Here is a 24,431-nt window from a genome sequence, read left to right on the forward strand (position 1 = left end):
CGCCACCCCACCCTCGTCAGAGGCGATCAGCCACAGTGCCCCAGGGGGCTGTGGTAAGTGATGAAGGGGTCACTCAAGCCATAGGAGCCGCCCCACCGGATGCATTTCCCCGCAGCGCTGAACTTGACCGGGCCGGCGTAGTACCGGTAGTTACCGGCGTCTGAGTCGATTTTGTTGATCGCCGGCACCTCCAGGTAGCCGCTGATCCTCATGGTGCCGCCCGCGTACGGTGCTTTCTTCCACGTGACCACACAGTTGGTGGAGCCGTTGTAGAGCAGGTAGACGGTGGCGTACTTGCCCAAGCCGGCTTGGTCGATGACGTGGTAGCTGCCGCCGCCGCATGCTTCGACCGGCGACGACGCCGCCATGGCCGGGCTGCTCAGAGCCACAGATCCGGCCAGTGTGGCCGCCATGCCGAGCGCGAGCGCCGCAGTCCGCCTGACTTTACCCATCCGGTACCACCTCCCCATGATCGCTTGGTGGGGAGCGTAACAGCAGAAAACCCCCGCCCGTAATGGGCGGGGGGCGCCTTCATGCCGTACGGCAGGCACCAGGCGGAGCGCAGGTACTCCTTGCCTCAGGTCGGCCATCTGGAACAACTCCGAGGTGTGCTCGGCGAGCAGCTCAGCGATCGGCTCGGGCTTCAACGCGATCCGGGTGATGCCGGCAGACGTGAGCGGTGTCTCTTCCACCAGGTACTGACCGCGGGTGGGATCGGCGAACCCGGGGCCTGTGCGCCGGGCCGGATCCCAACTGGCTCCGGGGCCTTGTCGCGGCGTTGGGGGACGCGGATGTCGCCTCGGTGCGTGATCTTCATGAGTGGGTGCGGACTCTTCCGCCGCCTATCGACATCCACGGCCGCGGTATTACCGCGTGAGAGAGAAAGCTGATCAACCAGGCATCGCGTCGCGTCGTCGAGCATGTCCAGCGGGTCGGCCTGGTAGGCGGCGGCGTGCGCGGCAGCCGCGGCGGCGCGGCGAGCCTGCTCGGTAGCCCAGGCCGGTGCGGACGAGCCGGCGAACCACGCGACGTCAGCCCGGTCGGCCGCGCTCATCGACGGGGCGAGCAGAGCCTGGGCGAGCAGAGCCTGGGCGAGTTCGTGCAGCGCGGCTATCCGGGACGTGCGAGCGCCCCGCACGGCATCGAGGAGGATTGGCCGCACCGTGGCGCGGCGCAGCCGGGCCCAGCCGAACGCCTCGCCGACCACGCGCCGCAGTCGCCTGCGGCGGATCAGGGCGGCGAGTTGGAGCGGCGGGACGAACATGATGCTGTCGCCGCCGTCGCCCGTCATGTGCATGTCGGCGTCGAACGTGGTTTTCATCCATCGCATCTGTCCGAGGAACCGGGCTTGCGCGGTGGTCGACGGGGCCGGCTCGTCGCTGACCGGCACTGCCGCCATGCCGGTGTAGGGCAGCTCGTCGGCGGTGAGCGGCAGAAGCCGATGGGTGATCCGGTCGGGGTAGGCGGCGGCGGCGATGCGCGCATAGCGCAGGTCGGCGCCGCCGCGGTTCCCGGCCGGGTGCACGGTGACCGCCTCCAAGGGGCGGCCGGCGGGCAGCATGGAGGCGGCGATGACGGCGGGGGAAGTCGAGTCGAGGCCGCCGGACAGGTCACACGACAGACGTGGACCCAGGCGCGTGCGCAGGGCGACAGCGTCGAGCAGGGTCGTACGCAGTCGGGTCACGGGGTCGGCACGCCCGGGGGCCGGGACCCACAGGGTGGCGCTCTCAAGCGGGCCGCCGTGCGCCGGCAGGCGGATCCGCGCACCAGTTGGGAGTTGATAGACGCCGGCGTAGAAGGTCGAGCCCTCGGTGAGGGCGAGCACGCCCGGAGCGGTGATCGCGCAGGAGATCCGGTCGACGTCGAGGCCGGCGTTGCGGAGCCCGGCGAGGGCTCGCGCGGAGGACGACCAGACCCATCCGTCGGCGTGGCGGGTGACGTACACGGGGCGGGCCGCGGCCGGGTCGGTGTACAGCACGACGTCTCCGCCGGGAGGCTCGTGGGCGACCACGTAGGCGCCGGCCCACCGCCATGCGGCGTCGTGGGGGACACCGCGCTCGGCCAGGTCCTCAACGTCGGCGGTGAGGGCGCCGCATGGGCCGAGCACGGTGACGCGGATCTGACCGGCGGCCGCAGTGCGTACGGCGTGGTCGGGGACGTGCTCGCCGGCCCAGATCGACGAGGTCACCGTCTGGGATCTGGCCAGGCAGGGTGGGTGGGGGTGGGGTCCGGCGTAACCGCCAAAGATCATCATGGGGGATCCTTCCGATATGGGGCTGCCCCGCCCCCCAGGGCGGGGAACGGGGCAGCTCATGAGGCGGGTCAGTTGTAGGCGCGGCGCTTGTCCTCCGCCGATCCCTTGCCCTGTCCCTCGGTGAGGGCGGCCACGTCACCGATGCCGATCAACGCGAGCTCGTCAGCGGCGGGGGCGTCCGGCGTGGTGCTGGTGAGGTGCGATTCCATGGATCCTCATCCCTCTGCGAGTGGTCTGTCCCCGGGGTTCCGGGGGGTGGTTCTCACCGTGACCGACAGGCCCTCATCCCGTCATTGCGGGAGCGGACGCCACCCATTGAGGGCATGCTGTCAATGACACGGTCATGCCCTGTGCGATAAGTACGGGTTCGGTTACCGTGCATCTCGGGGGCACTCGCGACGGTGGAGGTGCGACCCCATGTGGCAGATCGCCAGGTCCAGACGCGCGCAGATCCAACGCGAGGCGACGACCATTCGTATGCGCGGGCAGCGGGAAGGCTTCCCCCTGGAGCGGATCGTCACCGCGCTGCGCAGTAACCTCCCGGAGCTGTCGCCGTTGGAGGCGTGGCGGTTGGCTCTGGGCTGGTCTCGCACTCAGGCCGTCGCCCAGGTCGCCGACGTCTATCTCGCCGACGGGCTGAAGCCGCCGGCCCTGTCGGAAGCGATGCTGTGCCGCTTCGAGCATGGCCCTGATCGGCCGGGCCCGGAGTACGCGACGATGCTCGCCCGCGCGTATGGGGCGCACTTGGACCAGCTCGGTTTGAGGCGGCGGTGTGTGTGTGGGTATAGCGAGGTTCGGTACGGTCACCCGTACGAGGCCCACCCCGAGTGGGCGCCGGTCCTGCTGCCAGGAGTTGAGCTCATGACCACAGCCAGTGGACTGCCCGCCGTCCGCGAGTCTCTGCGTCTGGCCCTGCTGGATGCCCCACACGGCAGCCCATTGGTGGTGGAGCTCGCCGAGGCGGCCGTTGAGCACTACGCGCTCAACTACTCCCGCCACGCCCCCAGCGTGCTGTTCGATGAGGTGCACGCCGCCCGCGGCCTGCTCGGCGAAGCCCTGGCCGCACCCGCGGACGGTGTGACTGGAGTTGAGCTGCGCCGCGCGGCCGGATGGCTGTCAGCGTTGCTCGGCAACCTCGCGTTCCACCTCGCAGACCGCAGCGGGGCCCGCGCCCACCTTGCCGTCGCCGCGTCCTTTGGCGACCGTGTCGGTGATGACCGGCTCGTCGCGTGGACGCTTGGAGCACAGAGCATGGTCGCCCGGCACCGCCACGACCTGCCCGCCGCCCTGACCTACGCGCAGGTCGGCGCTGAGCGCGCCCCGACGCCGCTGGTTCGGGCTCAACTGCTCGGCTGGGCGGTGCTGCCGTCCCTCGCCCAGGCCGGCCAGGCGGCCGACGCTGAACGCGCGCTCAGCGAGGCGACCAGTGCCCTCGCCGCGGACTCCGCCGGCGGCGCCCCGGGCCGGTTCGGCTTCGACGCGCCCGAACTGGACTTGCACGAGTCCGAGGCGTGGCTCGCCCTCGGCCACACCGACCGGGCCGTCGCCCGCGCTGAAGCGTCCGCCACGGGCTGCGTGCCACACACCCCGGGATGGGCCGCCGCGACGCTCGTCCTCGCTCAGGCCGAGGCGCCTGCGCGTCCGGAGGATGCCGCCTTCCGAGCCCTTGACGTGCTTGAGCGCATCCCAGCGGACCGGCTGCGGTCAACTGCCCGCGACCGGCTCCGGGTCCTTGTCACGGCGTTGGGGGGCGCGGACATCGCCTCGGTGCGCGACCTGCATGAGCGAGTGCGGACTCTTCCGCCGCCTATCGACATCCACGGCCGCGGTATCACCGCATGAGAGAGAAAGCCGATCACCCGCCTGGCACCCGCCATATGAACCTCTACCGGAGGTATTTCGACCTGGTGGCCTCCGGCCGCAAGGCGATCGAGGTCCGCGTGCAGTACCCCAACCTGCGTAACCTCGCCGCCGGCCAGTACATCCGCTTCGCCTGCGATACGGATGAGTGCCTGGTTCAGGTCACGCGTGTCGCCCGCTACTCCTCCTTCGAGGAGATGCTCGACAGCGAAGGCCCCAGCCGGGTCAACCCTGACAGCCCTCGTGAGGAGCAGTTGGCCAACACCCGCCGCATCTACGGGCCCGAGAAAGAGGCTCTCGGAGTTCTGGCCATCGGGATCGAGCGCGTCGAGCAGTAGCCGACGCCGCATTGAGGGAGCCCCTGCCGATCGGCGGGGGCTTCTTCCCGTTGTAGATCCCATTCCACGGGTGACTTCCCTGCACAGCAAAGACCCCGCACCGTAGTCTGAGGTTGTCGAGACGCTCAGGAAGGTGCAGGGCCTATGAACGACGCTAGCACGGGTCACATGATCAAGTGCCAGCGCGAACGCCAAGGCATGAGCACCACGGGCCTGGCCACCCGGTCCGGCTGCACGACCCGTCACATCGAACTGATCGAGCAGGGAAAACGGACTCCCTCTCTCCCGTTACTGCGGCAGATCTCCGCAGTCCTTGGAGTTCGTACCGCAGTGCTCTTAGGCGAGAGTCCCCGTGACTCACATGAGCCCGGACGTCCCCAGGTCGCCGACATCGAGCGGGCGCTGTTCACGTACAGAACGCTGGTGACCGACCTGGAACCGCCGGACGTCGAGCAGGTGGCCGAGCGTGTCACCGCCGCCCGTGAGGCGTGGTACAGCTCCCCCAACAAGTACTCCATCCTGATGCGGGCGCTGCCCAACCTCATCGGTGACGCTGAAACTGCGCCGTGACTTCCCCCGGTGGACGATCCTGCGGTTCGCCGGCACCGACCGGTTCTGTGCGGCTCCCGCGACTGTCGACCTGCCGGGCACCCCGGCGCTGGAGGCGGGGACGCCGGACGGCCTGGCAGCGCTCCTGCGGGCAGTCGAGACGCCATCATGATCGACGGACAGCGCGTGGATCCTCTATACCTCCACTGCGGCCAAGGCTTGCTCGTCATACCGCGGGCCGACCACACCCTCTACGAGGCCTTGGGCCACGGGTCGGCTGAACAGCGGCGCCGTTGCATACATAAGCAGCCGGCCGACACGAGCCCCGGCCCCGCCAGCCGGCGGCCATCGGTACGCATACGGTCGGATTCCACTAGACAGCCCGGCTGTCGTGCCTCCGGGTGCGCGACGGCCGGGTGCAGGACCCCAGGCGCCGAGGTCCTGGGTTTGCCTCCGTGTTGAACAGCGGCACGCGAGGCAAGTGGTTCCCGCCCTCGCCGGAGGGGTCGGGGGCGGGACCGCGCTCACAGACGTCCGACGGAGGGCGGTTCAGGTTCGCTGCAGGTTCCTGGCCTTGGGCCGGTCACCCTCCTGAACCGCCTTGAAGATCCTGCTCCGCATCCGCCGTACCTGCTCTTCTTGCGCACGCCAATCGATGCGTTCCCATCGATCGGCGTCCATGCAGAGCGAGCCCTCAGGTCCGTTCACCATGTGGCGTCCAACTTGCCCCTCGGTTCCAGCGCAAGCCGGCGCTTCGTCGTCAAAGGCTCACCTGCCCACGTCAGCTCCCTTTCGGGACCGGGCACTGCGCCCGGTATCCGGCCAGTCATGCGGGACCGCCGCTGGAGGAGCGGCCGAGCTGTCCCGATTTCCTGCTGCCTTTCGACCACCGGCGTTCGCTTGCTGGGCATCCTGTTCCCGCCGCAGAGTTCAGCTCTCCTTACGATCGGCCTACCACCCCCAGAAACAACCTGGTCGTGGACTCCGACGGGTTTTCCATGTTCCGCACGCGCGAGACGCGGCTGGGGCCGGGCGTCCGCTGTACTCCGGGGACGGCGGTGCTCACACGGCCGGAGACCCTCCCTGGCCGCCGCCTGCCGCCTCTCAACGGCCGGTCCCCGACATCCCGGTTCTACTTCCCGTCCCGGGACGTTGACGTAACGAAGCATCAGCGAGAATTCACGGTTGTTCGCCCCATCCAGCCTTCCTCTCACCTGTAGCTCCCGGACGGATCGGCAGCCCTTGGGCTTTCCCCTGAGCTCCGCGCCCCGCAGTTACCCGCGACGCACGTCAGGGCGAGGACAGGTCTCGAACACCGACCTGGATTACGTTCTCGACAACATCGAGCCTCCTTCAACGCAATCGCTCAGCGCGTGCGACCTCATGTCGCAAGGGTCCGCGTCACCAGGCCCAAGCAACGAAGGGTCGCGTTTCAGGTTCGCGGGTTTCGTCGACATTCCCGGTCGCTCCACGGACATCTCAAGCGTTGCCCGGTTCTCGGCGCGAACGGCGTTTCCGCTGGATCAGCAGGAACGTGATCGCCGCGAGTGCGGCGAGGACGACGCCGACCAGCGCGACCATGGGGTAGTAGCCGGTGTCCATTTCCGCTGTGACCGCTTGTGCTGTCCCGGTCGCGGGGAACTGGATGGTCGCTTCGGCGGTGCGTTTCGTCAGCCCACTTTCCAGGCGGATACGGGCGCGCCAGGGCCCGTTGGGCACCTGCTCGGTGAGGGTGGCGGTGACGGGTCCGGCGTCGCCGGGAGCAAGGGTTGTGCCCGTTTGGACCTTGAACGGGCCGGCGGTCAGGCTTCCGGAGCTGTTGGTCAGTTTCAGGTCGCCGCTGAGGTCGAGGGCGCGGCCTCCGGTGTTGTGCACCTGCGCCAGGACGGCCTGCCGGCCGTCTGGTGAGCGTTGGGCCGTCAGTGAGTCGATGGTGAAGTCCGACGGTGGCGGGTTGCCGCGGCCGACGTCCAGGTAGAGCCGGATACCGACGCGGTTGACCTCGGCGACGCCTCCACCGGGCGGCGCGGCCTTGGCCGTCTCGGCCCAGATCACGGCGTAGCGCTCTCCGGGGGCAGCCTTGTCCGGCACGGTGATGGTCGCGGTGGCTGCCGAGCGGGCGTGCGGGGCCAGGGTCACCTCATGCTGACTCAGGGTGGTCCAGGTGGACAGCTCATTGGGAGTATGGCCGTCGGCGAACTGGAATTTCCGGTCGCGGATCTGCGCCGCGGCCGCATAGAGCGAAACAACCTTAGGTGAGCCGGTCGTGTTGAACACCTCGACCCGCCGGTGGATGACCGAACCCGGCGGGAGGTGATCGATGATGTAGGCCCAGGCCCGCATGTCGGCTCGCGCTGAGACCGGTGCCTCCAGCAGGCGGATCCCGATGCCGCGAGCAGACGATGAGGCCGCTGCCAGCGCAGACCTGTCGAGCGTGCCGGTGACCGGGGCGAGAGCCCCGGCCACCAGCAGCCCGGCAACGATGGTACGAAGACGCACGATTGTCGCCGGCTTCGGTCAGCCGACCGAGTGGGTGACGGTGCCGGAGTATGTTCCCGCGACGGTCGCGGAAGGAATCGTCACGGTGAGCGTCGGATTCCAGGTAGCGGTGTTGTCACCGACGAGCTCGGTACCGGTGAACGCGACGCGCGGCACGTTGATGATGCCGCCGGGGCCGGGTGTGAAGGTTCCGGTGCCGGTCGTGGCGGTGGCCGGTCCCGGGGCGTAGGTGACGTTGATGTTCGGGATGGTCTCGGGCCCCGTGGCCCCGCCGGTGGTGAAGTCGGTGGAGATGACGGTCGCGTTCCAGGAACCGTTCAAGGTGCCGCGATCGTCGGTCACCGTGACAGGGCCGATCTGCCCCGAAACGCTGGCGGCACCGGATGCCACCGAGCCCAGGCTCGCCGACCCCGGCGCGCTGATCGTGATGCCGGCGGTCGTGATCGAGAACGTGACGACGGTGTCCACAGCCAGGGCGGGCAGCGCGGTCGCTGCGACCAGGCCGAGACCGGCAGCTGCAACGGCAGCGAGCCTAAGGAAGGGTTTACGCATCTTTTGGTCCAATGTTCACGCGGATGTGAGAGGCGATGCGCAGCTCGAACACTTGTCTCAAGAGATCAAGCACACTGGCATGCCGCTACGCCTCGTAGCAGAAGATAACTCTTCGTATCTGCTTCAAGATCGAGGGCGCGACGCGCACATACGCCGAAATACCGTTTCATGGCAATGACATGCCGAAAGCCGCAGACTCCGGCAATGAACCCACGACCATGCACCCTTACCCGAAGACACGTCCCACGGCGAGCGGTTACTCGTCGCCGCTCTGGGGCTGAGAGCGCGGGCCCGAGTGGAGGGCCTCACTACCGGCCTGATGGCTGGGTCGCAGGTCGGTGCACTAGCAGTAGCCATGCGCAAGGATCAGCCGGGCCTGAGGCAGGGTGTAGCCGTCGGGGCCGGTAGTGGTGAGCACACCGAGACAGGTGCCAAACCGGTCGGCCTTGACCGCCCACCGCCTCCCGCATGCGATTGGCCGTCGTCGCAGATGGGGGCGCCTTGGCCGGCTCCTCAAGTGCGGCCGGGGCGCCCCCGGACAGAGACCTTGTCATCCCCCCGAGGGTCGCCCCTTCCGGCAGGCCGCAGCATAGAGTGATCAGACAGGCACCCAGGGCTGTTTTCCGTTTTGTTTCTGATGGCGTATCTGCGTCTACAAGGGGTCCCGGTAGTACTGGCCGTGGATCCAACGCAGTAGTGCCTGACCTTCACTTCCAGAAAGACGGTTCAGGCTCACCCGCCCGGCCTGTTGTGGGCACGTCGCAGGTCAGAGACAGTTTCGCTGGATTTACGGCCAGTACTACAAGCGCCGCCAATTGCATCGGATGCGAACTGGCGACAGTTAGAGCGCCCGGCAATAGGGACGGCGGTTCGCCTGCGGGTCGAGGTGAGATGCGAACAGGCACGGACGGGGTGATCATGGAGTTCTCTACGCTCAGTGATCACCGAGGTGTCCGCGCCTGCCGTGCCATCATGCCTACTGGAACCCGTCTGGGTCGAATTCCACGCCGTGATCGGCGGGGACCGCCCCGAATTCCACCCAGATCACCCGCTGGGCTGCCATCGACGCCGGATCCCCGACCGCGTGGTTTTCGAGCACGTCATCGATGACCTGGTCCATGGATCGGGATACGAACGGATCGCGACGGCAGCCTGCTCGGATCGGACGATCAGACGCCGTCTCAGACAATGGGCGCACGCGGGGGTGGCGGGCTGAAGCGCTCCACCGCCACCGAGGGCGGCGGCATCCCGCTGGGCATCGTCTCCGCCCCGGCCAACCGGCATGACCCCCCGCTCCTGGGCCCCACCCTGGACGCGGCGTTGACACAGGTCAAAGCCATGCCGGACGGCGTGATCGCGCATCTGGACGCGGCCTATGACAACGCGCCGAGCCGTGCCGTACTGGAAGAGCCGGGGTTACCGGTGAGATCTCCCGCAAGGGCGTGCCCGCGCCGATCCAGGTCGGTAAGCGCTGGGTGGTCGAGCGAACGAACTCCTGGATGAACGGGTACGGGAGAATCCGCCGCTGCACCGACCGCGACGGCCAGATCGTGGACTTCTACCTGTACCTGGCCGCCGCGCTCGTCACCGTACGTCAGCTCATCCAACGCGCCCGCAAGCGTTATCGCTGGGACATCCGCCCGACGACCAAGCGACTGAAGTGATCCCTATTGCCGGGCACTCTTAAACCTTCATCAGCAGGCTCTCAGCCGCAAGATCTCCGCCTGCAGGTGCTCCACGCGTTCCCGCGCGGCTCGCTCGCGTCCCTCCAGCCGACCCAGCAGCGGCCCCATCGTGACCTCCTGAACGCAGAACGTAGCGGTAGACGTGCCGCGATCTCAGCCAAATCAACAGAATCCCAGGTCAACAGTAGGGATCGCAATCCCTCTAGGAGAGCCACACCCTTCTCCGCCCTCGCCGGGCTCCTGGTGGTGTGGGCCGTCATCTACCTGATGGGCGGTCTGCAAGGTGCGATCGCGCAGGCGTACTGGTCGGTGATCATTCAGGTCGTCGTCGCCGGCCTCGTGCTGCGCCTGTCGCGCTGGCCAGAACCGCCCAAGGAGCGGTGATGGATGCCGGTCTCGTCGTCGGCCTGGTGGGCGCAATCCTGGGGCTGCTCTCAACGATTTACACCGCCCGGCAGACGCATCAGGCCAGCCAGGACAGGGAGGAACGGGAGGCCCGGGAGGCACGCCTGGCCGCCGAGGACGGCACCTACCGCCGCGCCGAGGCCTTCGACGTCGGATCGCAGCAGCGGATGCAGGCCGAGATCAACCGGCAGGCCGAGCAGATCCACACCCTGCAGCGCAGGGTCAACCGCCTGACACGGCAGCTCGTCAACGCAGGCCTCGCGCCCGAGGAAGAGAACGAACTTGCCTGACTTCCCCATCCCCTTGGAGGTGCCATGCCGTATCTGACGCAGCTCGCCATCGCCGCCCGCCGTACCGGCTACCCCGTCACCGAGGTCCCCGGTTGGCAGCAGCGCGGCCATGGCCCGCAGCCGGCTGTCCGCGGGATCGTGTGCCACCACACAGCCGGTCCGGCCGCTGGAGGCGACTACCCGTCCCTGGCAGTGGTGCGTTCCGGGCGAGCGGACCTGGCGGGGCCGCTGTCGCACTTCGGGCTCGGCCGCGACGGACGGATCTACGTGATCGCTGCGGGCCGGTGCTGGCACAACGCGCCCAGCACATCGGACCTGCACACCAACTCCAACTCGCTCGGCATCGAGGCGGAGAACGACGGCCGCCAGCCGTGGCCAGGCGACCAGGTGGACGCCTACCAGCGGCTGTGCGCCGAGCTGTGCCGGGAGTTCGGGCTTTGGGCCTCCGCTGTGAAGGGCCACAAGGAGGTCAACGCCTTCAAGTCCGACCCGCACTCGATCGACATGAACGACTTCCGGGCCGTCGTGGCTCGGCTCATCGCAGGAGAGGACGACGACGTGAGCGCCAAAGAGCTGTGGCAGCACGAGCTGAAGGTTCCGTTCGGCAGCCCGGAGAACCCGGAGTGGCAGGCCGGGAACATCCTGGTCAACGCCGCCAAGTGGGCGAAGGACATCCGCGAGACGGTCGCCCTGCACGGCGCGAAGCTCGACGGGCAGACGGCCGCGATCCGCGAGCTCGCCGCGGCGCTCGCCCAGCGCGACGACGAGATCGACGTCGAGGCGCTCGTCGCTCGGATCGAGGCGGCGATCGAGGGCATCACGGTCCGCCTCGACGTTCCGGACGCACCCGCCACCTGACCCGGGCCGCTACCGCCGGCCAGCCCTTCCGTGACCCCTGGTCCTCTCCGTGGCTGCCGGTTCCACATTTGCGACCTCAGATGAGGTGATCAACTACGAAACGAGGACCCCCGTGAACCTGATCCGCATGGCGGCGCTGGAAGCCGCCCTCAAGGTGCACGGCCAGCCCGTCGGCCTCGACGAGCTCCGCCGCACCGCCGACGTGCTCGCCGCCTGGCTCGGCGGCACCACCCGCCTATCCCTCGCCCCCGGCCCCATCACCGATGAGGGCTCAACCGCTCAACAGGAAGGCACCATCGTGCAGATCACCACCGGCCAGAAGGTCAGCTACACCGCAGACACCGAGGACGCGAGCGGCTTCGACACGGTCGAGTCGATCGAATGGGTGACCAACGAGCCGACCATCATCACCCTCAAAGTCTCCGAAGACACCCGTTCGTGCGAGGTCGTGTCCGGCGCCCCGGGCTCGGCCGTGCTGACCGCGCGGATCTCGTCGCTCGGCCTGGAGGTCACCGAGGCGATCGACGTGGTGCCGGCGGGCACCGCCACGATCAAGCTCGTCGCCGGCGACGTCGTCAGTGAGTAGTCCGATGAAGGACGCGAACAAGAGGGCCGCGCGGACGGTCCTGCAAACCGCTGTCGGTGTCGCTGTGGCGCTGCCGATGATCGTGCAGGCGTCCGGCATCCCGGAGGCACTGCCCTGGGTCGCGGGCTCCCTGGCCGTGGCCGGCGGGTTCGCCCGGGTGATGGCGCTGCCCAGCGTCCAGCGGCTGCTGCCCGAGTGGCTGCGCACGGACGCCGGTCCGGCGGGACCATCGGCTGTCCGCCCGCCTTACCCCATGTGATCAGGGCATACGCCCGGGTTTGTCCCATAGGTGCGCAGGCCCATGACCTGTAGCCTTGTGCGCGAGGGATAGTGATCGGGATCGGCGGGGAGAGCCTCGCGCCGGACACGGGGCGGGGCTCTTCGTCGTCCTCGGAGTGCTGCCCTGCTGTGTGATGACCAGTTCGGCAAGTCTGCAAACACATACCGGTGGTCTGTTAAATCCGGACGTAGAGGTTGAGGGCATGTCCGGCTCCGACGGTAGCGAGTAGACGCTGGAGCTCAGGGGGCGGGGGCGCGTTGGACCAGGCACGCCAGTAGCGCTGGAGCCGTGTCCAAGGGGTGAGCCAGCCGCGCACGTGGCGCAGCGCTGACGGCCAAGACGGCCTGAGCTGGGTGTCGGAGCTGATTTTCCCCCCGATCCTCGACGGTCTGGCCACCGTTGGAATGATTCTCACCCGGTGAGGGGAGCGGTTCATCGCCCGGACCCACGGCGCCATCGGGCAGGCCGCTTCCGGCCAGCCAGGTGTGCCAGCAAAAGCAGAACGCGGCCATCACCAGCGTCTGGTGACGGCGGATCGCCAGGGAGGAACGGACCTGGAAATCGGCCCAGCCGAGCTCGTCTTTGACCTGCTTGTAGCCCTGCTCGATCCATGATCTCAGCGCGTACAGACGCACGATGTGCGCGAGGTCGGCCGGCGGGTGCGGGGAGTCGGCGGCGTAGCCGCCGGGACGGCGCAGGTTGGTGGTCAGATACCAGGTGCTCGCATCCGGCAGCATCGCCGGATCGGTGGTGGCGATCACCAGCCGGTAGGGCTCATCGGGACCCCACGGACCCAAGGAGGCATCAGCCGCCCACCAGATCTCGGTGTGGCCGTCACGGAAACGGCGCTGCACACGCGTCCAGTCGCCGGGATGCTCCGGCCCGCCCCAGACCAGGGCACAGGCGGCCTCGACCGGGGTGTGATCGGCGGAGGCGGGCGCCCACAGGCCCTTGCGCCGCTTGAGCGCCAGCACATACGCCAGCCCCAGCTGCCGTAGCTCGCGGCGGTAGTCGTCATTGTCGCCGTAGGCACAGTCGGCCACCACCGCGGTGAAGGGGATCTGGGCCTCCAGCGCCTTGGCCACCAACCGTGCGGCGATCTTCGGTTTGGTGGCGAAGTTCGGATCCGCCGTGCCGCCCGGCAGGCGACACGCCGCCGTGTACGGCTGGGCGTGCAGCGGCACATACAGCCGCTCATCAGCCCATAAAGTGGTGACGGTGACGATCCCGTTGTCGGTCTTACCGAGCCGGCCCAGCCACTGACGGGACACGTGATCGGTGGCGTGCCCGTCTTTGCGGTCGCCGCTGTCGTCGATCACCAACACCCCGCCCCGGTGCGGCGCAACCGCCGGATCGGCCCGCAGTAACGCCACCCGCCGGTCGTTGACCGCCTCGGGGTTCCACACCGATTCCGACAGGAAGTACTGCAGCCGCTGCACCGCCGGATCATTGATTCCCACCACGGGTTCGGCCCCGGCCAGGCAGGTCAGCGTCTTGTTGCGCTCGCGAGGCAGCAACAGCCCGGCCAGATACTCGCGAAACCCGCGCCGCTGCCCGAGCGCGGAGAACAGATCATCGAAACACGCCGCGTACTCTTCCAGCGGACCAGGCGCCACCGGGCACGGCAGACGAGCGGTCATCACCCACCCCCTGAAACGCTCGAACGAGCATTAATAAGGCGATACCCGGCATCATTCTTGATCCAACGAACCACCGGTACTGAGCATGAAAGCTGGGCGTTACTACGGTGGGTCGAAGAGGACGAGGCCGGTCTCGGCGATGAACCCGTCCAGCAGGCCGGGCTGGTACTGCATCCGTTTCAGCCCGTGCCTGATCAGGACAGTCAGTTGGTCGATGCCGCGAACGGCGAAGTTGAGCAGCGTGCCGCGCAGGTTGGCCCAGAGGCCCTCCGCAGGGTTCAGCTCAGGCGCATACGCCGGGAACCGGTAGACCACCAGCCAGTCCTCCTGCTCGGTGATCCAGTCGCGCATCCGGGCGCAGAGGTGTTCGGGCAGACTGTCCCACACCAGCGAGATCGGGCCGCCGAGCTGGGCGTGCGCGGCGTGCAGCAGGGCCTTGAACTGCTCGACGCCAAACCCCTTGGGCTCGCCCTTGCGCCGGTGATAGGTGAGGGTGCGATAGATCAGCCGGGTACGCATCCCGGGCTTGACGCAGACCAGCCCGGCGATCGAGACCCGTCCTTGTCCGCCGTAGGACACCGTCAGGACCGGGGTGTGGCCCCGGCGGGCCCAGGTACGCCCTTTGGGCGGCCTCAGGCTCTGGCCGGACTCATCGGCGAAGCAGAGCCAGGAACTCCAGGCCGCCCGCGTTCTTTTAAAGCGGGCCACGTCCACCTCTTCCAGTGCTGGATCTGCTCCTCATCGCGCTTGGTGGCGTGATGCACGGGGACCTGGAAGGACCAGCCCAGCCGCTGGAGCAGGTAGGCCACCCCGCGTGCGGTGTAGTGGATGTGGAACCTTTCGGCGATCACGGTGGCGACCCGGGCGGCCGTCCAGCGCTGATCGTCCCAGCCGTGCGCGGCGGCGCCCCGATCCAGTTCGGCCTTCAGCCGCTCCACCTGGTCAGCGGTCAGCTTGCAGCCGGCTCCGGCGGCGCCCTTGGAGACCAGCGCGGCTTTGCCGCCCTTCAACCAGACGGCGTACCACTCATAGGCCGACTTACGGGTGATTCCCAGCAGTTGGGCCGCCCACGGCGGTTTGATCCCTCCGGCGAACATGTCCGCCGCCCGGAACCTCAGCGCCTCACGCCGGGCCCGCTCGGCCGCAGACAGTCCCCCGCTTCTGTCTGAATACCTCATCCTTCAAGGATGTCACCTGGGAAAACAGTGCCTGATAAGTGGTCAGACCTGTGTCACGCCCGCACTTCTTGATCAGTACTGTCCCGGCTTTTCGGACACTACGCCCTTTCGGCGTGACCGAAGACAACAATTCTCCAGACAAACTGTCTGGCTCAGACAATTCCAAGCCGAACAAGGTAGATGACCAGCGGATAGATAGCCTGCAAGAGCTCCTCAAGAGCGAGAGATTCCGTCGTCTCACCACCCCATTTGCTCAGGACATCGCAGAGACCTTGTGTCCTCTCTTCGAGAGCGTTTCCCGTTAGGGCTGCTAGATGATTGAGTCCAGGGGGTCTGGTCACGTTCAGTGGTCGTAAGCGATCAGGGATCGTTTGATCGGTTGGCCGGTTTTGTCGTTGTGCCAGATCGCGGCGGTCAGCGCGAGGATCCGGGTAAGCACGCGGATGACGACTCCGGCAGGCGTGCGGCCGCCGTGACGCTCCAGGTCAAGCTGCCCCTTGAAGGTCTGGTTGATCGACTCTATGACCTGTCGTAACGGCTTGAACAGCTGTGCGCCGGCCCGTTCGGGCTCGTTCTTGCGAGCCGGCCGCAGCAAGGTCAGGTCACGGTCGGCGACAGCCCGTTCGAACGCGCGGCCGTAGTAGTTCTTGTCGCCGATGATCGTTTGACCCGGGTGGGCCGCCACCAGCTCGGGGGCGGCGTCGAGCATCCCCAGCAGGGTCTTTCGTTCGTCGGCCTTGGCGCCGGTGAGCGCGAAGGCGACCGGCAGCCCGCCCAGGGTGCACAGCAGATGCAGCCGCAACCCCCAAAAATACCGGGAGTGACTGGCGCAGTAGCCGTAAGTCGCCCACCCGGCGAGATCACTGCGCCGGGCCGTCTCCCGGGAGCGGCCGCACTCCACCGGGGTGGAGTCGATGACCCACACGTCATCGCTCCACAATGAGGTGTCGGCCGCGAGCATCCTGATCATGTGCAGGACCAGGCCGGACGCCTTGCGGAGCCGCTTGCCGTAGCCGGACTGGCCGGGAAGATAGGGGAACATGCCGGTCAGTTCGGCGTACGCGTGGCGTAGCCAGCGCCGCTCGGAGGTGAAGCCCAGCAGCGCCGACATCACCGCCGGCGTGATCAGCTCAGCGTCACTGAGCGTAGGTGCGATGCCACCCTTCGGACGCCAGGGCACCAAATCCGGCGAAGCCTTCAGCGCGTCGTCGATCTTGACGTAGATTGCGATGGCGAGGGTGTTTAGGTCTGTCGTCACAAACGGATCCTGAACGCCCTCGCCCTGTTTCCGCAGGCGATCCCCTGGACTCAATCATCTAGGGCATACAGCAGAACTGGTGAGCGTTTGGGACGCCGTAGATTCATGGTCGATTAGACAACTCGCGCAGGCCCAAGAGTTCCGTGGCGGGATCACCGCTACGGGACTCTGTGTCCGTGTCGTCTTGCTTGAAGATTTCGCTCCGCGCGTAGACCCCCGGGGGTGGAGGTGCCGTGCCAGATCGGGTGCGCGTGCTATGCGATCCTCGGGTTACTACAGTCACGCTAAGTGAGACGACGTCTTAAGTGGGATCGTCGACGGGCTAGGCGACACGCCGCCGAGCTGGGAACTTTCGCTCCTGCGGTTCAACGAGCCGTCGCCGTTTCGGGCCGAGTTCATCGGTAAGCGACACCAGAGTTGAGATCGGCACCACAGCACTACTACGCCGACTACTACCTTTGCAGCGATCTTTACTTTCATGCGGGCTTTATGTGAAGATCATCCAGTTTGGTTGGAATGACAAAGAAAGGTCGGAGTGAACACACACTCTCCGAGGCTCGGCGTGCTCGCCCGCAGTCGCCGCACCTCCCTGATAGCCGTCCTCGGTCTATCAGCATCACTGTTAGCGGCCGTACCCGCTGCCGCCGACCCTTCTCCCGCATCCTCTGCTTCCACGACACCCGCCCCTGCAGTTGATCCGCTGGCCCCTCTCAAAGCTGAGGCCAAGAAGCACAACAAGCGCATTGAGATCGAGTCCTACAGGACAGAGACCTCGACCACGTACGCCAACCCCGATGGCAAGACCCTCTACGCCGAGGTGCACTCCACCCCAATTCGGGTGCAGAAAGACGGCGCTTGGCAGCCGATCGATACCCGCCTGGTGGAACAAGACGGCGTCATCAAGCCCAAGGCCATCAAGGGAGACCTGACCCTGTCGGCCGGCGGCGACATGACCCTGGTGAAGATCAAAAATGAGAAAGGCAAAGCCGCGGTTGCCGCTACCGGCAAGCTGCCCAAGCCGCGCCTGGTCAATAACACAGCCACCTACCCGTCGGTCTACGGCAAGGGTGTCGACCTGGTCGTCACCGCCACCCCGACCGGCTTCCGGCAAGATGTGGTGATCCGCGAGCGACCCGCCGGCAAGCTGAAGATCCGCATCCCCGTGGACCTGCCCAAGGGCATGCGCTACGGCAAGGACGCCTCCGGAGACTTGGCCCTGCTCGCCGACAAGGGCGGCAAGAAACTCGTCGACATCACCACGGCGCAGATGATGGACGCGGCCGCGGTCGCCGACCCCGAAAAGGGCCGGGTCGGCACCGCGGCCATGACCGCCGCACAGACCGGTACCGGCCAGGAACTGGTGATCTCCCCCGACGCCGGATTCCTCGCCGACCCCACAGTCACCTACCCGGTCACCATGGTGACGGCCTCCGACACCTGGACCGGCACCGGTTTGGACGGCGACACCTTCGTCAGCGATAGCTACCCCAGCAGCTCCACCAACCAGAGCCTGGACCGCATCATCGCGGGCAAGTCCAACAGTGGCAGCGTGACCTGGCGGGCTTACATCCGCTTCAACATCGCTAACACCCCGCTGATGGGCGGCACGGTCGAAAACGCCGACCTGCGGCTGTGGAACTACCAGTCCAACACCTGCGACTCCGAGATCAACTCCGGGATCATCGCCCGCCCGATCATCACCGATTGGAACATCAACACGCTCAACTTGAGCAACCAACCTTCGGTGACCGGCCAGGCGTTCGCCGCCAATAAGGGCGCCTACGACATCGACTGCTCACGCGGCGAGGGTGAGCTGTACTACTCCATTGAGGAGATGGTCCAAGGCTGGATGGACGGGGCGAAGGACTACGGTGTCCGCCTCGGCGCCGTCGCCGAGAGCGACATCACCAACTGGCGCTGGTACCGCTCCTCGGAGTACGGGTACTGGGGCGAATACTCTCCTCGTGGCCCTGTCCTGTTCGTTCAATACACCCCGGCACCCCCAAAGTATCTCGTGGTGCCCCGTGCTTATGAAGGCTCTACGCCCCCTGAGACCACGTATGAGGAGGACAAAGCATGGATGGAGTCGGGCAACGTCTACCATGATCAGCTTCCCCCGCCGAAAGCTCTGTCGCCGGAGGAGGCAATGGCCGACGCGGTGACGAACGGCAGGTCGGCCACGACCCGCCTCCTAGACGCCTACTATCCGGACGATCTCACTGATCAAGAACTGGTGGACGACGATACCTTCGAGGAGGATCCGCCATCGGACGAGGTGCCGCCTGACCCCAATCCCCTGCCTGTTGAGGACACCACACCACCGAAGGTCTCAAGTACCACTCCCTCGAACGGCCAGACCGGCGTCCCGACCAGCAGTGTGATCAAGGCGATATTCGACGAGCCGGTTACCGATGCCCAGATCGTGGTGAAGGACACGCAGGGCGCCGAGGTAGCCGGGAACGCGGCCATGGACGCAGCGAACACGACGCTGACCTTCACCCCAAGCGCGCCCCTGACTGCCACGACCGGCTACACCGCTGAGGTCAGCGCGGCCAAGGACTTCGCCGATAATCAAATGGCGGCCCACTCGTGGTCGTTCACCACTGGCGGACCCGACGCCGATACGCCCACCGTGACCGGGACCGACCCGGTCCGAGACGCCACAAACGTGCCATCGAACACCACGGTGAAGGTGACGTTCAGCGAGGCAGTGTCCGAAGCGCGGTTCACGGTCATGGACCCGACGGACGCGCTCGTGCAGGGAACGCTGGCGGGTGACAATGGCAACGCTGAATGGACCTTCACGCCGGCATCTCGGCTCGCTGCCCAGACTGCCTACCGGGTCGAGGTCAGCAGCGCCAAAGACACCTCGGGCAATGTCATGGCGCCCTACACCTGGACGTTCACCACAGGCGCGGATACGCCGACTCCGATTCCGGGGCTGGTGGCGGCCTACGGCATGAACGAAGGCACGGGCGCGAGCGTGGCTGACTCCTCCGGGAAGAGCAACACCGGTACCGGGGTTGACACGAACTGGGCCTCTGCCGGCAAGTTCGGCAAGGCGCTTTCATTCAACGGCACCACCAGCATGGTCACCATCGGTGACGCTCCCTCACTGCGCCTGACCAGCGGCATGACCCTGTCAGCCTGGGTGAAGCCCACCAGCGTCACCGGCTGGCGCACGGTCGCCATGAAGGATCTTTCCTCCGGAGACGGCGCACCGTACGGCCTGTACGCCTCCGACAGAGACGTCCCCGCTGGCTGGCTGCTCACCACCGAAGGTGAACAGGTCAGTCCCAAGGGCACCACGGCACTGCCAATCAACACGTGGAGCCATCTGGCACTCACCTACGACGGCGCCACTGCCAAGTTGTACGTGAACGGCACGCAGGTAGACCAGCTAGCCGTCACCGGAGACTTCATCGATGACGGCGGCGACGTCCATATCGGCGGGAATAAGGCCTGGGGCGAGTTCTTCAGCGGCCTGATCGACGAGGTGCGCATCTACAACATCGCGCAGACCGCAGCCCAGATCCAGACCGACATGAACACCCCCATCGGTGCCGCCGCCGCAACGAGTGGGGCAGACCAGCAGTTGCGCACGAGCGCCGCTGTCGATCCTGCCCCCGCGATCGAGAAGCTGGCGGTGAACGGCAGCCGCACTGTGGACGGCGTCACCGTGGCCTCCACCCTCACCCCCCGCCTGACCGCCTGGCTCTCCGCTGGACGCGGCGGCGAGGCGAAAGTGGAAGTGGAAGTCGCACACAAGCCCGCCAAGTCCTACAAGACCACCAAGGCTACGCCACTGATCTGGTCAGGCCAGGCCACCGCGAAGCCGGGCGATTCCCAGGTGGCGCTGCAAGTCCCCAAGGACCGGCTGCAGGCCGGCCAGGAGGTGAGATGGCGAGCCCGCCTCACCGGCGCAGGCAGCGAGGGCGCCTGGACCGACTGGCACAATCTCACCATCGACACCTCCAAGGCAAAGCTCCGAACCACTGCCGAATCGGCAGCCTCTGACCCGACGCCGGAGGACATTAAGCGCGTCCTCCCCAGTAAGTCGGCAACCACCACACCGAGCGCGACCTACCAGCAATGTCACAATGGGACGACCAGCCGCGACGCGCCCCCCGCGATCACGCCGAACCGCTATGCCCATTGTCGCTACTCCGGCTGGCGGATAAACATCTGGTGGCTTGCCGTCCCCTTCCCCGTGAAGAGTGGGACGATCGACGGGCACCAGCTCACGTACATCCAAGGGACGCTGGATAAGCGCGAATTCACGGTCTACAAGCATATTTATATCGACAAGATCGACGGCGAAGCTCCCGCTGGTCTCCGCTTCGCCAGCACGGTGAGCTCGAAGAGCCAGGACTGCTACACGGGCGTCGCAACCGGAATGACCGGGATGTACACCGTGGACCAATGGAAGCAGCAGGCTGGGAACCAGTGGCACATAACCGAAAAATTCACCTCGGGCCCGGGCTCGGGATATCACCTGAAGAGTGACTGCACGATCAATTACTCGATGGTCACAAAGCGTCAAGGATTCGATAATACGGAGAGCACCCCGATCTACGCCGAGGGCACGTTCCGCTGCGACAAATCCCCTCAGACCACATCGCACAACAAGCGGGGAGGCGGCTGCGTTCACATGGCAGGCGTCCCATCGTTCACAATGACCAAGAACGACGTCAATGAAATTGGCGTGAAGTTCCCGAATATGTATGAGCACATCAAGCGTGCGCTCACTCCCGGGGCGAAGACATACCCCGAACTAGGAGGCAAGTCTTACCCAGATCTGACCGAGCCGAAGAAGATCCCAGGTGGCAGTTGGCAGAGTACGCTGACGCGCCATGGATACGAGCCGACCGGTGATGGAAACCGCACTGCCGCCGGCGTTGTCTGCAAGAACGAACTCAAACCAGAGGAGGGAAAGGATTGCGATGAGTACCCGTTCGCGTCGACCCTGCAAGGTTCGGCACGTGCTAATCCTCCGCACAACTTCTCAGTCTGGCGGATAGATCATGACGAGAATCAGGCTCACGGACGCGTGCTGAAGGCATGGTACCGAAACAATCGGATCCTGAACGGCGACGAATTCTGGATTGATACCCAGTAGCCGCATCAAGGGGCCTGCCTGGGCTGCCAGCGGCGCCCAGGCAGGCCCCGCCCACCGACTTTAGGAGTATCAGGAAACCCATGGCAAATGTCATCGCCGAAATCCTCGACCGGCGCGAGATATCGAAATATCTGTCCGGTGTCGCGGACGTCGAGGCGGAATGGGAACTCGATGAGATCGACACTGATGCGGAAGGGTGGATCGGCACCGGCGACGACGGGATCGCAATCAACGAAAGCGACAGCGACAGATGCCTGATCAAATACGAACTCTGGGACGGACCGCCGCCTCCTCTCGCTAGCTGGGACAGGACCTGGTCCGGAAGTGTGCACCTGACCTCCGGAAAAGTGCATGCCGTCAACGAATATTCCGGCAACGCGTTCTACGGTGCAGAATTCGACCTCGGCAGAGGGGGCGGCATCTGGCAAGTAAGAATCCATCGCAAGTCTCTCAGCCACGAAGAGTTCACGTCGAATATCATCAGCTTCACTCTGCTCAAGCTGCAATTCTGGATGGACCACTGAGGTGATCTCGGCGAAAATTATCCGGGCGCTCGAGACTTCTCGGAAGCTGCAATCTAATTGGGTTGCATATGCTTGTGCGGCGTTATGCTGTTCATCCTGCCAGTGAACCCTTGAGGAGAGCCACTGCTCAAGGTAAAAGGCTCCGGGAATCAGTCCTCTGCGGCGTCCTTCGGAGAGATACATGCCGGTCATCAGCGTCTTACCAGTTCCGGGCTCGTCCGCCGACAGGAAACGCAGACGCGACTGGGAGTGCATCACCCTGAACACCACTGCGCTTCACCTGCGGCCAGGACGAATGCCTCATCAAGGTAGTGCGGGTGGCCTGCTACGTCAGCTTCGAGGAGACGCCCGACACCGAGGGTGTCAGTGAACGTCAATCCGGGCTCTTCCACGAGAAGTAGTTGGCCAACATCCGCCGCATCCACGGCCCCGAGAAGGGAGCCATCGAAGTTCTGGCCATCGGGATCGAACGCGTCGAGCAGTAACCGACGCCGCGTTGGGGAGCCTCTGCCGACCGGTGGGGGCTTCTTCCCGCTATAGATACCATTCCACGGATGACTTCCCTGCACAGCAAAGGCCCTGCGCCGTAGCCTGAGGTTGTCGAGACGCTCAGGAAGGTGCAGGGCCTATGAACGACGGTACCAACGATGCCCTCGGACCAGCACTCACTATTGGGCAGAGGATCCGAATCAAGCGCGAACAGCGCGGCATGACCAGGGAAGTCCTAGCCGGCCTGGTGGGCAAATCCGCCAGCTGGCTCAAGGCCGTTGAATCCGGCCGACTTCAGCAGAACCCGCGACTGCCGATCATCCTCCAGCTCGCAGAGGCGCTCCGCGTCCGAGACCTGGCGGAGTTGACTGGCGACCAATCCATGCCGGTCCGCATGTTCACCGGCCCTGGGCATCCCGCGCTCGAAGACGTACGGGCCGCGATCAACTTTGCCCCGCTGCTGCCGACCGGCATTGTGCAGCCACTCACCACGTTGCGCGCCCGATTGGATGCCGCCTGGCGGATCCGGCACTCCTCGCCCGATCATCGGACCGCCCTTGGTCAGCTCCTGCCGGCTCTTCTGCGTGACGTTCAGCTCGCTGCGGCGATGTACCGCGACGCCGACCGGCGACGAGCGCTTGCCCTGCTCGCCGAGACGTACGGCCTCACACAGATGTTCCTCGCCTACCAGCCCGCCCAGGATCTGCTCTGGCGAGTGGCCGACCGGGCGCTGATGGCCGCGCAGGAGTCGGAAGACCCGCTGGCACTCACCTGCGCCGTATGGTTCCTGGTCGCTGCCCACCGCGACACCGGCAACTTCGAGGCGGCTCAGGGCATCAACCAGCAGGGCATGGCCGCCGTCGAGCCGGCCATGACCGATCCGAGTGTCGACCTTCAGGCCATGTGGGGTGCGCTCTGCTTCGAGCTGGCGTTCACCTCGGCGCGGCTCGGTGAGACCGGGGACGCGTGGCTGCATTGGGAGGAGGCGGCCCGAGTTGCCGAGCGGCTCCCGGCCGCCTACTACCAGCCCTGGACGTCGTTCTCTCGGGTCATCATGGGGGCGCACGCGGTGACGGTGGCCGTCGAGCTCCACCAGGGCGGCGAGTCCGCACGGCAGGCTGACAGTGCGCTGTCCGCGCCGATCCCATCACGCCCTCGCCGGGGCCGTCACCTCATCGAGGTCGCTCGTGCCCATCAGCTCCAGCGTGACCATGCGGCCGTGCTCGGCACGCTGGAGCTTGCCCAGCAGACCGCGCCGGAGACGATCCGGTACAACGGCTACGCCAGGCGGATGACCTTGGAACTCACCGAGGGCCCGGCGTATCTGCGACCACAGGCGCGCGAGCTTGCCGACCGGATCGGCCTTCTGGTCTGACCTAAACACGGGGGCACAAACTGTGTCCCTCGCCATCGCCGGGGCGATCTAGCTTGGCAGTCATGACCCCTGACCAGGCAATAAACCGCATGAGAGTTGCACTACAAGGGTTGGATATTCCGACGTTGGACACCGACGTCATGGTGATGCGCAGCGGCTATCCGACGCTCAGCCTCGCTCAAGGCATCCTCGTGTGGTGCGGTCCCGAGCGGTTCCGCTGGGCTGGCGAAACCGGTCTGTGGGCCTGGCATGCCGTCTGTGATCCCGAGGGCGCGGCCGTACGCCTGGCCGTCCAGCTCGACAAGGATCCGGTGTTGCAACTGCGCCGCGCCTTCCCTCGGTGGACGATCCTGCGGTTCGCCGGCACCGACCGGTTCTGTGCGGCTCCCGCGACTGTGGACCTGCTGGGCGCCCCGGCGGTGGAGGCGGGGACGCCGGACGGTCTGGCAGCGCTCCTGCGGGTAGTCGAGACGCCATCATGATCGACGGACAGCGCGTGGATCCTCTGTGCCTCCACTGCGGCCAAGGCTTGCTTGTCATACCGCGGGTCGACCACACCCTGTACGAGGCATTGGGCCACGGATCGGCTGAACAGCGGCGCCGGTGCACACGATCAGCGTCCGGCCGACATGAGCCCCGGCCCCGCCAGCCGACGGCCGTTGGCAGGCACACGGTCGGATTCCACTAGACAG

Annotated in this window: 22 protein-coding genes and 1 pseudogene; 14 read left to right on the forward strand and 9 right to left on the reverse strand. The window is 66.3% G+C overall.

Annotation, left to right across the window (positions count from 1 at the left end; genetic code table 11):
* Positions 1-26: 26 nt before the first annotated feature.
* The 3 genes from FHR32_RS01360 to FHR32_RS01370 all read right to left on the reverse strand — a co-directional run bounded on the left by FHR32_RS01360 (position 27) and on the right by FHR32_RS01370 (position 2,463).
* On the reverse strand, positions 27-452 hold the full coding sequence (locus FHR32_RS01360; RefSeq protein ID WP_184752241.1) for a hypothetical protein: 426 nt from the start codon (positions 450-452) through the stop codon (positions 27-29).
* Positions 453-643: 191 nt separating this feature from the next.
* Complete coding sequence (locus FHR32_RS01365) at positions 644-2,254, reverse strand: albusnodin/ikarugamycin family macrolactam cyclase (protein WP_184752243.1); 1,611 nt, start codon at positions 2,252-2,254, stop codon at positions 644-646.
* Between the two features lie 68 nt (positions 2,255-2,322).
* Complete coding sequence (locus FHR32_RS01370; RefSeq protein WP_184752245.1) at positions 2,323-2,463, reverse strand: albusnodin family lasso peptide; 141 nt, start codon at positions 2,461-2,463, stop codon at positions 2,323-2,325.
* Positions 2,464-2,671: 208 nt separating this feature from the next.
* Between FHR32_RS01370 and FHR32_RS01375 the strand changes: the two genes are divergently transcribed.
* The 4 genes from FHR32_RS01375 to FHR32_RS01390 all read left to right on the forward strand — a co-directional run bounded on the left by FHR32_RS01375 (position 2,672) and on the right by FHR32_RS01390 (position 5,173).
* Entirely contained in the window at positions 2,672-4,096 is a 1,425-nt protein-coding gene (locus tag FHR32_RS01375) for a helix-turn-helix domain-containing protein (RefSeq protein WP_184752248.1), read from the forward strand.
* Positions 4,093-4,452: an ASCH domain-containing protein gene (locus FHR32_RS01380; protein WP_184752250.1), complete on the forward strand. Its 360-nt coding sequence runs from the start codon at positions 4,093-4,095 to the stop codon at positions 4,450-4,452. The genes FHR32_RS01375 and FHR32_RS01380 overlap by 4 nt, the downstream gene beginning before the upstream one ends.
* Positions 4,453-4,596: 144 nt before the next feature.
* Positions 4,597-5,022 carry a helix-turn-helix domain-containing protein gene (locus FHR32_RS01385; RefSeq protein WP_184752252.1) on the forward strand — a complete coding sequence of 142 codons (426 nt, stop codon included), beginning with the start codon at positions 4,597-4,599 and terminating at the stop codon, positions 5,020-5,022.
* The gene (locus tag FHR32_RS01390) at positions 5,000-5,173 is read left to right on the forward strand and encodes a hypothetical protein (protein WP_184752254.1); all 174 of its coding nucleotides are present in this window, start codon (positions 5,000-5,002) and stop codon (positions 5,171-5,173) included. The genes FHR32_RS01385 and FHR32_RS01390 overlap by 23 nt, the downstream gene beginning before the upstream one ends.
* A 377-nt stretch (positions 5,174-5,550) precedes the next feature.
* On the opposite strand, the gene FHR32_RS01395 is transcribed toward FHR32_RS01390, so the two are convergent.
* The 3 genes from FHR32_RS01395 to FHR32_RS01405 form a co-directional block, all read right to left on the reverse strand.
* Positions 5,551-5,712 (reverse strand): reverse transcriptase N-terminal domain-containing protein, encoded by a 162-nt coding sequence (locus FHR32_RS01395; protein WP_184752256.1) that lies wholly within the window; start codon positions 5,710-5,712, stop codon positions 5,551-5,553.
* 768 nt (positions 5,713-6,480) lie between these two features.
* Entirely contained in the window at positions 6,481-7,500 is a 1,020-nt protein-coding gene (locus FHR32_RS01400; RefSeq protein ID WP_184752258.1) for a COG1361 family protein, read from the reverse strand.
* An 18-nt stretch (positions 7,501-7,518) separates the two neighbouring features.
* Positions 7,519-8,052, reverse strand: coding sequence for a hypothetical protein (locus tag FHR32_RS01405; RefSeq protein ID WP_184752260.1), 534 nt, complete (start codon positions 8,050-8,052; stop codon positions 7,519-7,521).
* A gap of 949 nt (positions 8,053-9,001) precedes the next feature.
* Here FHR32_RS01405 and FHR32_RS01410 point away from each other — a divergent pair.
* From FHR32_RS01410 to FHR32_RS01435, 6 genes and pseudogenes are all read left to right on the forward strand, one after another.
* A pseudogene (locus FHR32_RS01410) lies at positions 9,002-9,716 on the forward strand (transposase family protein).
* A 267-nt stretch (positions 9,717-9,983) separates the two neighbouring features.
* Complete coding sequence (locus FHR32_RS01415) at positions 9,984-10,121, forward strand: hypothetical protein (protein WP_184752263.1); 138 nt, start codon at positions 9,984-9,986, stop codon at positions 10,119-10,121.
* A complete protein-coding gene (locus FHR32_RS01420) occupies positions 10,121-10,432 on the forward strand; it encodes a hypothetical protein (protein WP_184752265.1) in 312 nt (103 codons plus the stop codon). Before FHR32_RS01415 ends, FHR32_RS01420 begins: the two co-directional genes overlap by 1 nt.
* A 24-nt stretch (positions 10,433-10,456) precedes the next feature.
* Entirely contained in the window at positions 10,457-11,290 is an 834-nt protein-coding gene (locus FHR32_RS01425; RefSeq protein WP_184752267.1) for a peptidoglycan recognition protein family protein, read from the forward strand.
* Between the two features lie 112 nt (positions 11,291-11,402).
* On the forward strand, positions 11,403-11,876 hold the full coding sequence (locus tag FHR32_RS01430) for a hypothetical protein (protein ID WP_184752269.1): 474 nt from the start codon (positions 11,403-11,405) through the stop codon (positions 11,874-11,876).
* Positions 11,877-11,880: 4 nt separating this feature from the next.
* Positions 11,881-12,135 carry a hypothetical protein gene (locus FHR32_RS01435; protein WP_184752271.1) on the forward strand — a complete coding sequence of 85 codons (255 nt, stop codon included), beginning with the start codon at positions 11,881-11,883 and terminating at the stop codon, positions 12,133-12,135.
* Between the two features lie 260 nt (positions 12,136-12,395).
* On the opposite strand, the gene FHR32_RS42760 is transcribed toward FHR32_RS01435, so the two are convergent.
* The 3 genes from FHR32_RS42760 to FHR32_RS01455 all read right to left on the reverse strand — a co-directional run bounded on the left by FHR32_RS42760 (position 12,396) and on the right by FHR32_RS01455 (position 16,232).
* Positions 12,396-13,796 (reverse strand): IS701 family transposase, encoded by a 1,401-nt coding sequence (locus FHR32_RS42760; RefSeq protein WP_221465207.1) that lies wholly within the window; start codon positions 13,794-13,796, stop codon positions 12,396-12,398.
* Positions 13,797-13,898: 102 nt separating this feature from the next.
* Positions 13,899-14,974, reverse strand: a protein-coding gene (locus FHR32_RS47630) for an IS630 family transposase (RefSeq protein WP_425584274.1) whose coding sequence is annotated in 2 segments (ribosomal slippage) — positions 13,899-14,431 and positions 14,431-14,974 — 1,077 coding nt in all. Because the reading frame shifts where the segments join, the coding sequence is not laid out codon by codon here.
* A 343-nt stretch (positions 14,975-15,317) separates the two neighbouring features.
* Entirely contained in the window at positions 15,318-16,232 is a 915-nt protein-coding gene (locus FHR32_RS01455) for an IS982 family transposase (protein ID WP_184752277.1), read from the reverse strand.
* Between the two features lie 562 nt (positions 16,233-16,794).
* On the opposite strand from FHR32_RS01455, the gene FHR32_RS01460 reads away from it, so the two are divergent.
* The 4 genes from FHR32_RS01460 (at position 16,795) to FHR32_RS01475 (ending at position 24,221) form a co-directional block, all read left to right on the forward strand.
* Positions 16,795-21,351: an Ig-like domain-containing protein gene (locus tag FHR32_RS01460; RefSeq protein ID WP_184752279.1), complete on the forward strand. Its 4,557-nt coding sequence runs from the start codon at positions 16,795-16,797 to the stop codon at positions 21,349-21,351.
* 80 nt (positions 21,352-21,431) lie between these two features.
* Entirely contained in the window at positions 21,432-21,875 is a 444-nt protein-coding gene (locus tag FHR32_RS01465; protein ID WP_184752281.1) for a hypothetical protein, read from the forward strand.
* A 628-nt stretch (positions 21,876-22,503) separates the two neighbouring features.
* Entirely contained in the window at positions 22,504-23,739 is a 1,236-nt protein-coding gene (locus FHR32_RS01470; RefSeq protein ID WP_184752283.1) for a helix-turn-helix domain-containing protein, read from the forward strand.
* A gap of 125 nt (positions 23,740-23,864) precedes the next feature.
* The gene (locus tag FHR32_RS01475; RefSeq protein WP_184752285.1) at positions 23,865-24,221 is read left to right on the forward strand and encodes a hypothetical protein; all 357 of its coding nucleotides are present in this window, start codon (positions 23,865-23,867) and stop codon (positions 24,219-24,221) included.
* Positions 24,222-24,431: the final 210 nt, after the last annotated feature.

Origin of the sequence: Streptosporangium album, from assembly GCF_014203795.1 — a bacterium.
GTDB lineage: Bacteria > Actinomycetota > Actinomycetes > Streptosporangiales > Streptosporangiaceae > Streptosporangium > Streptosporangium album.

What these genes read in the sequence shown, in the direction of transcription:
- FHR32_RS01360 (WP_184752241.1), bottom strand. Translation starts at nt 452, where the DNA reads ATGGGTAAAGTCAGGCGGACTGCGGCGCTCGCGCTCGGCATGGCGGCC.
- FHR32_RS01365 (WP_184752243.1), bottom strand. Translation starts at nt 2,254, where the DNA reads ATGATGATCTTTGGCGGTTACGCCGGACCCCACCCCCACCCACCCTGC.
- FHR32_RS01370 (WP_184752245.1), bottom strand. Translation starts at nt 2,463, where the DNA reads ATGGAATCGCACCTCACCAGCACCACGCCGGACGCCCCCGCCGCTGAC.
- FHR32_RS01375 (WP_184752248.1), top strand. Translation starts at nt 2,672, where the DNA reads ATGTGGCAGATCGCCAGGTCCAGACGCGCGCAGATCCAACGCGAGGCG.
- FHR32_RS01380 (WP_184752250.1), top strand. Translation starts at nt 4,093, where the DNA reads ATGAGAGAGAAAGCCGATCACCCGCCTGGCACCCGCCATATGAACCTC.
- FHR32_RS01385 (WP_184752252.1), top strand. Translation starts at nt 4,597, where the DNA reads ATGAACGACGCTAGCACGGGTCACATGATCAAGTGCCAGCGCGAACGC.
- FHR32_RS01395 (WP_184752256.1), bottom strand. Translation starts at nt 5,712, where the DNA reads ATGGTGAACGGACCTGAGGGCTCGCTCTGCATGGACGCCGATCGATGG.
- FHR32_RS01405 (WP_184752260.1), bottom strand. Translation starts at nt 8,052, where the DNA reads ATGCGTAAACCCTTCCTTAGGCTCGCTGCCGTTGCAGCTGCCGGTCTC.
- FHR32_RS01420 (WP_184752265.1), top strand. Translation starts at nt 10,121, where the DNA reads ATGGATGCCGGTCTCGTCGTCGGCCTGGTGGGCGCAATCCTGGGGCTG.
- FHR32_RS01425 (WP_184752267.1), top strand. Translation starts at nt 10,457, where the DNA reads ATGCCGTATCTGACGCAGCTCGCCATCGCCGCCCGCCGTACCGGCTAC.
- FHR32_RS01435 (WP_184752271.1), top strand. Translation starts at nt 11,881, where the DNA reads ATGAAGGACGCGAACAAGAGGGCCGCGCGGACGGTCCTGCAAACCGCT.
- FHR32_RS42760 (WP_221465207.1), bottom strand. Translation starts at nt 13,796, where the DNA reads ATGACCGCTCGTCTGCCGTGCCCGGTGGCGCCTGGTCCGCTGGAAGAG.
- FHR32_RS01465 (WP_184752281.1), top strand. Translation starts at nt 21,432, where the DNA reads ATGGCAAATGTCATCGCCGAAATCCTCGACCGGCGCGAGATATCGAAA.
- FHR32_RS01470 (WP_184752283.1), top strand. Translation starts at nt 22,504, where the DNA reads ATGAACGACGGTACCAACGATGCCCTCGGACCAGCACTCACTATTGGG.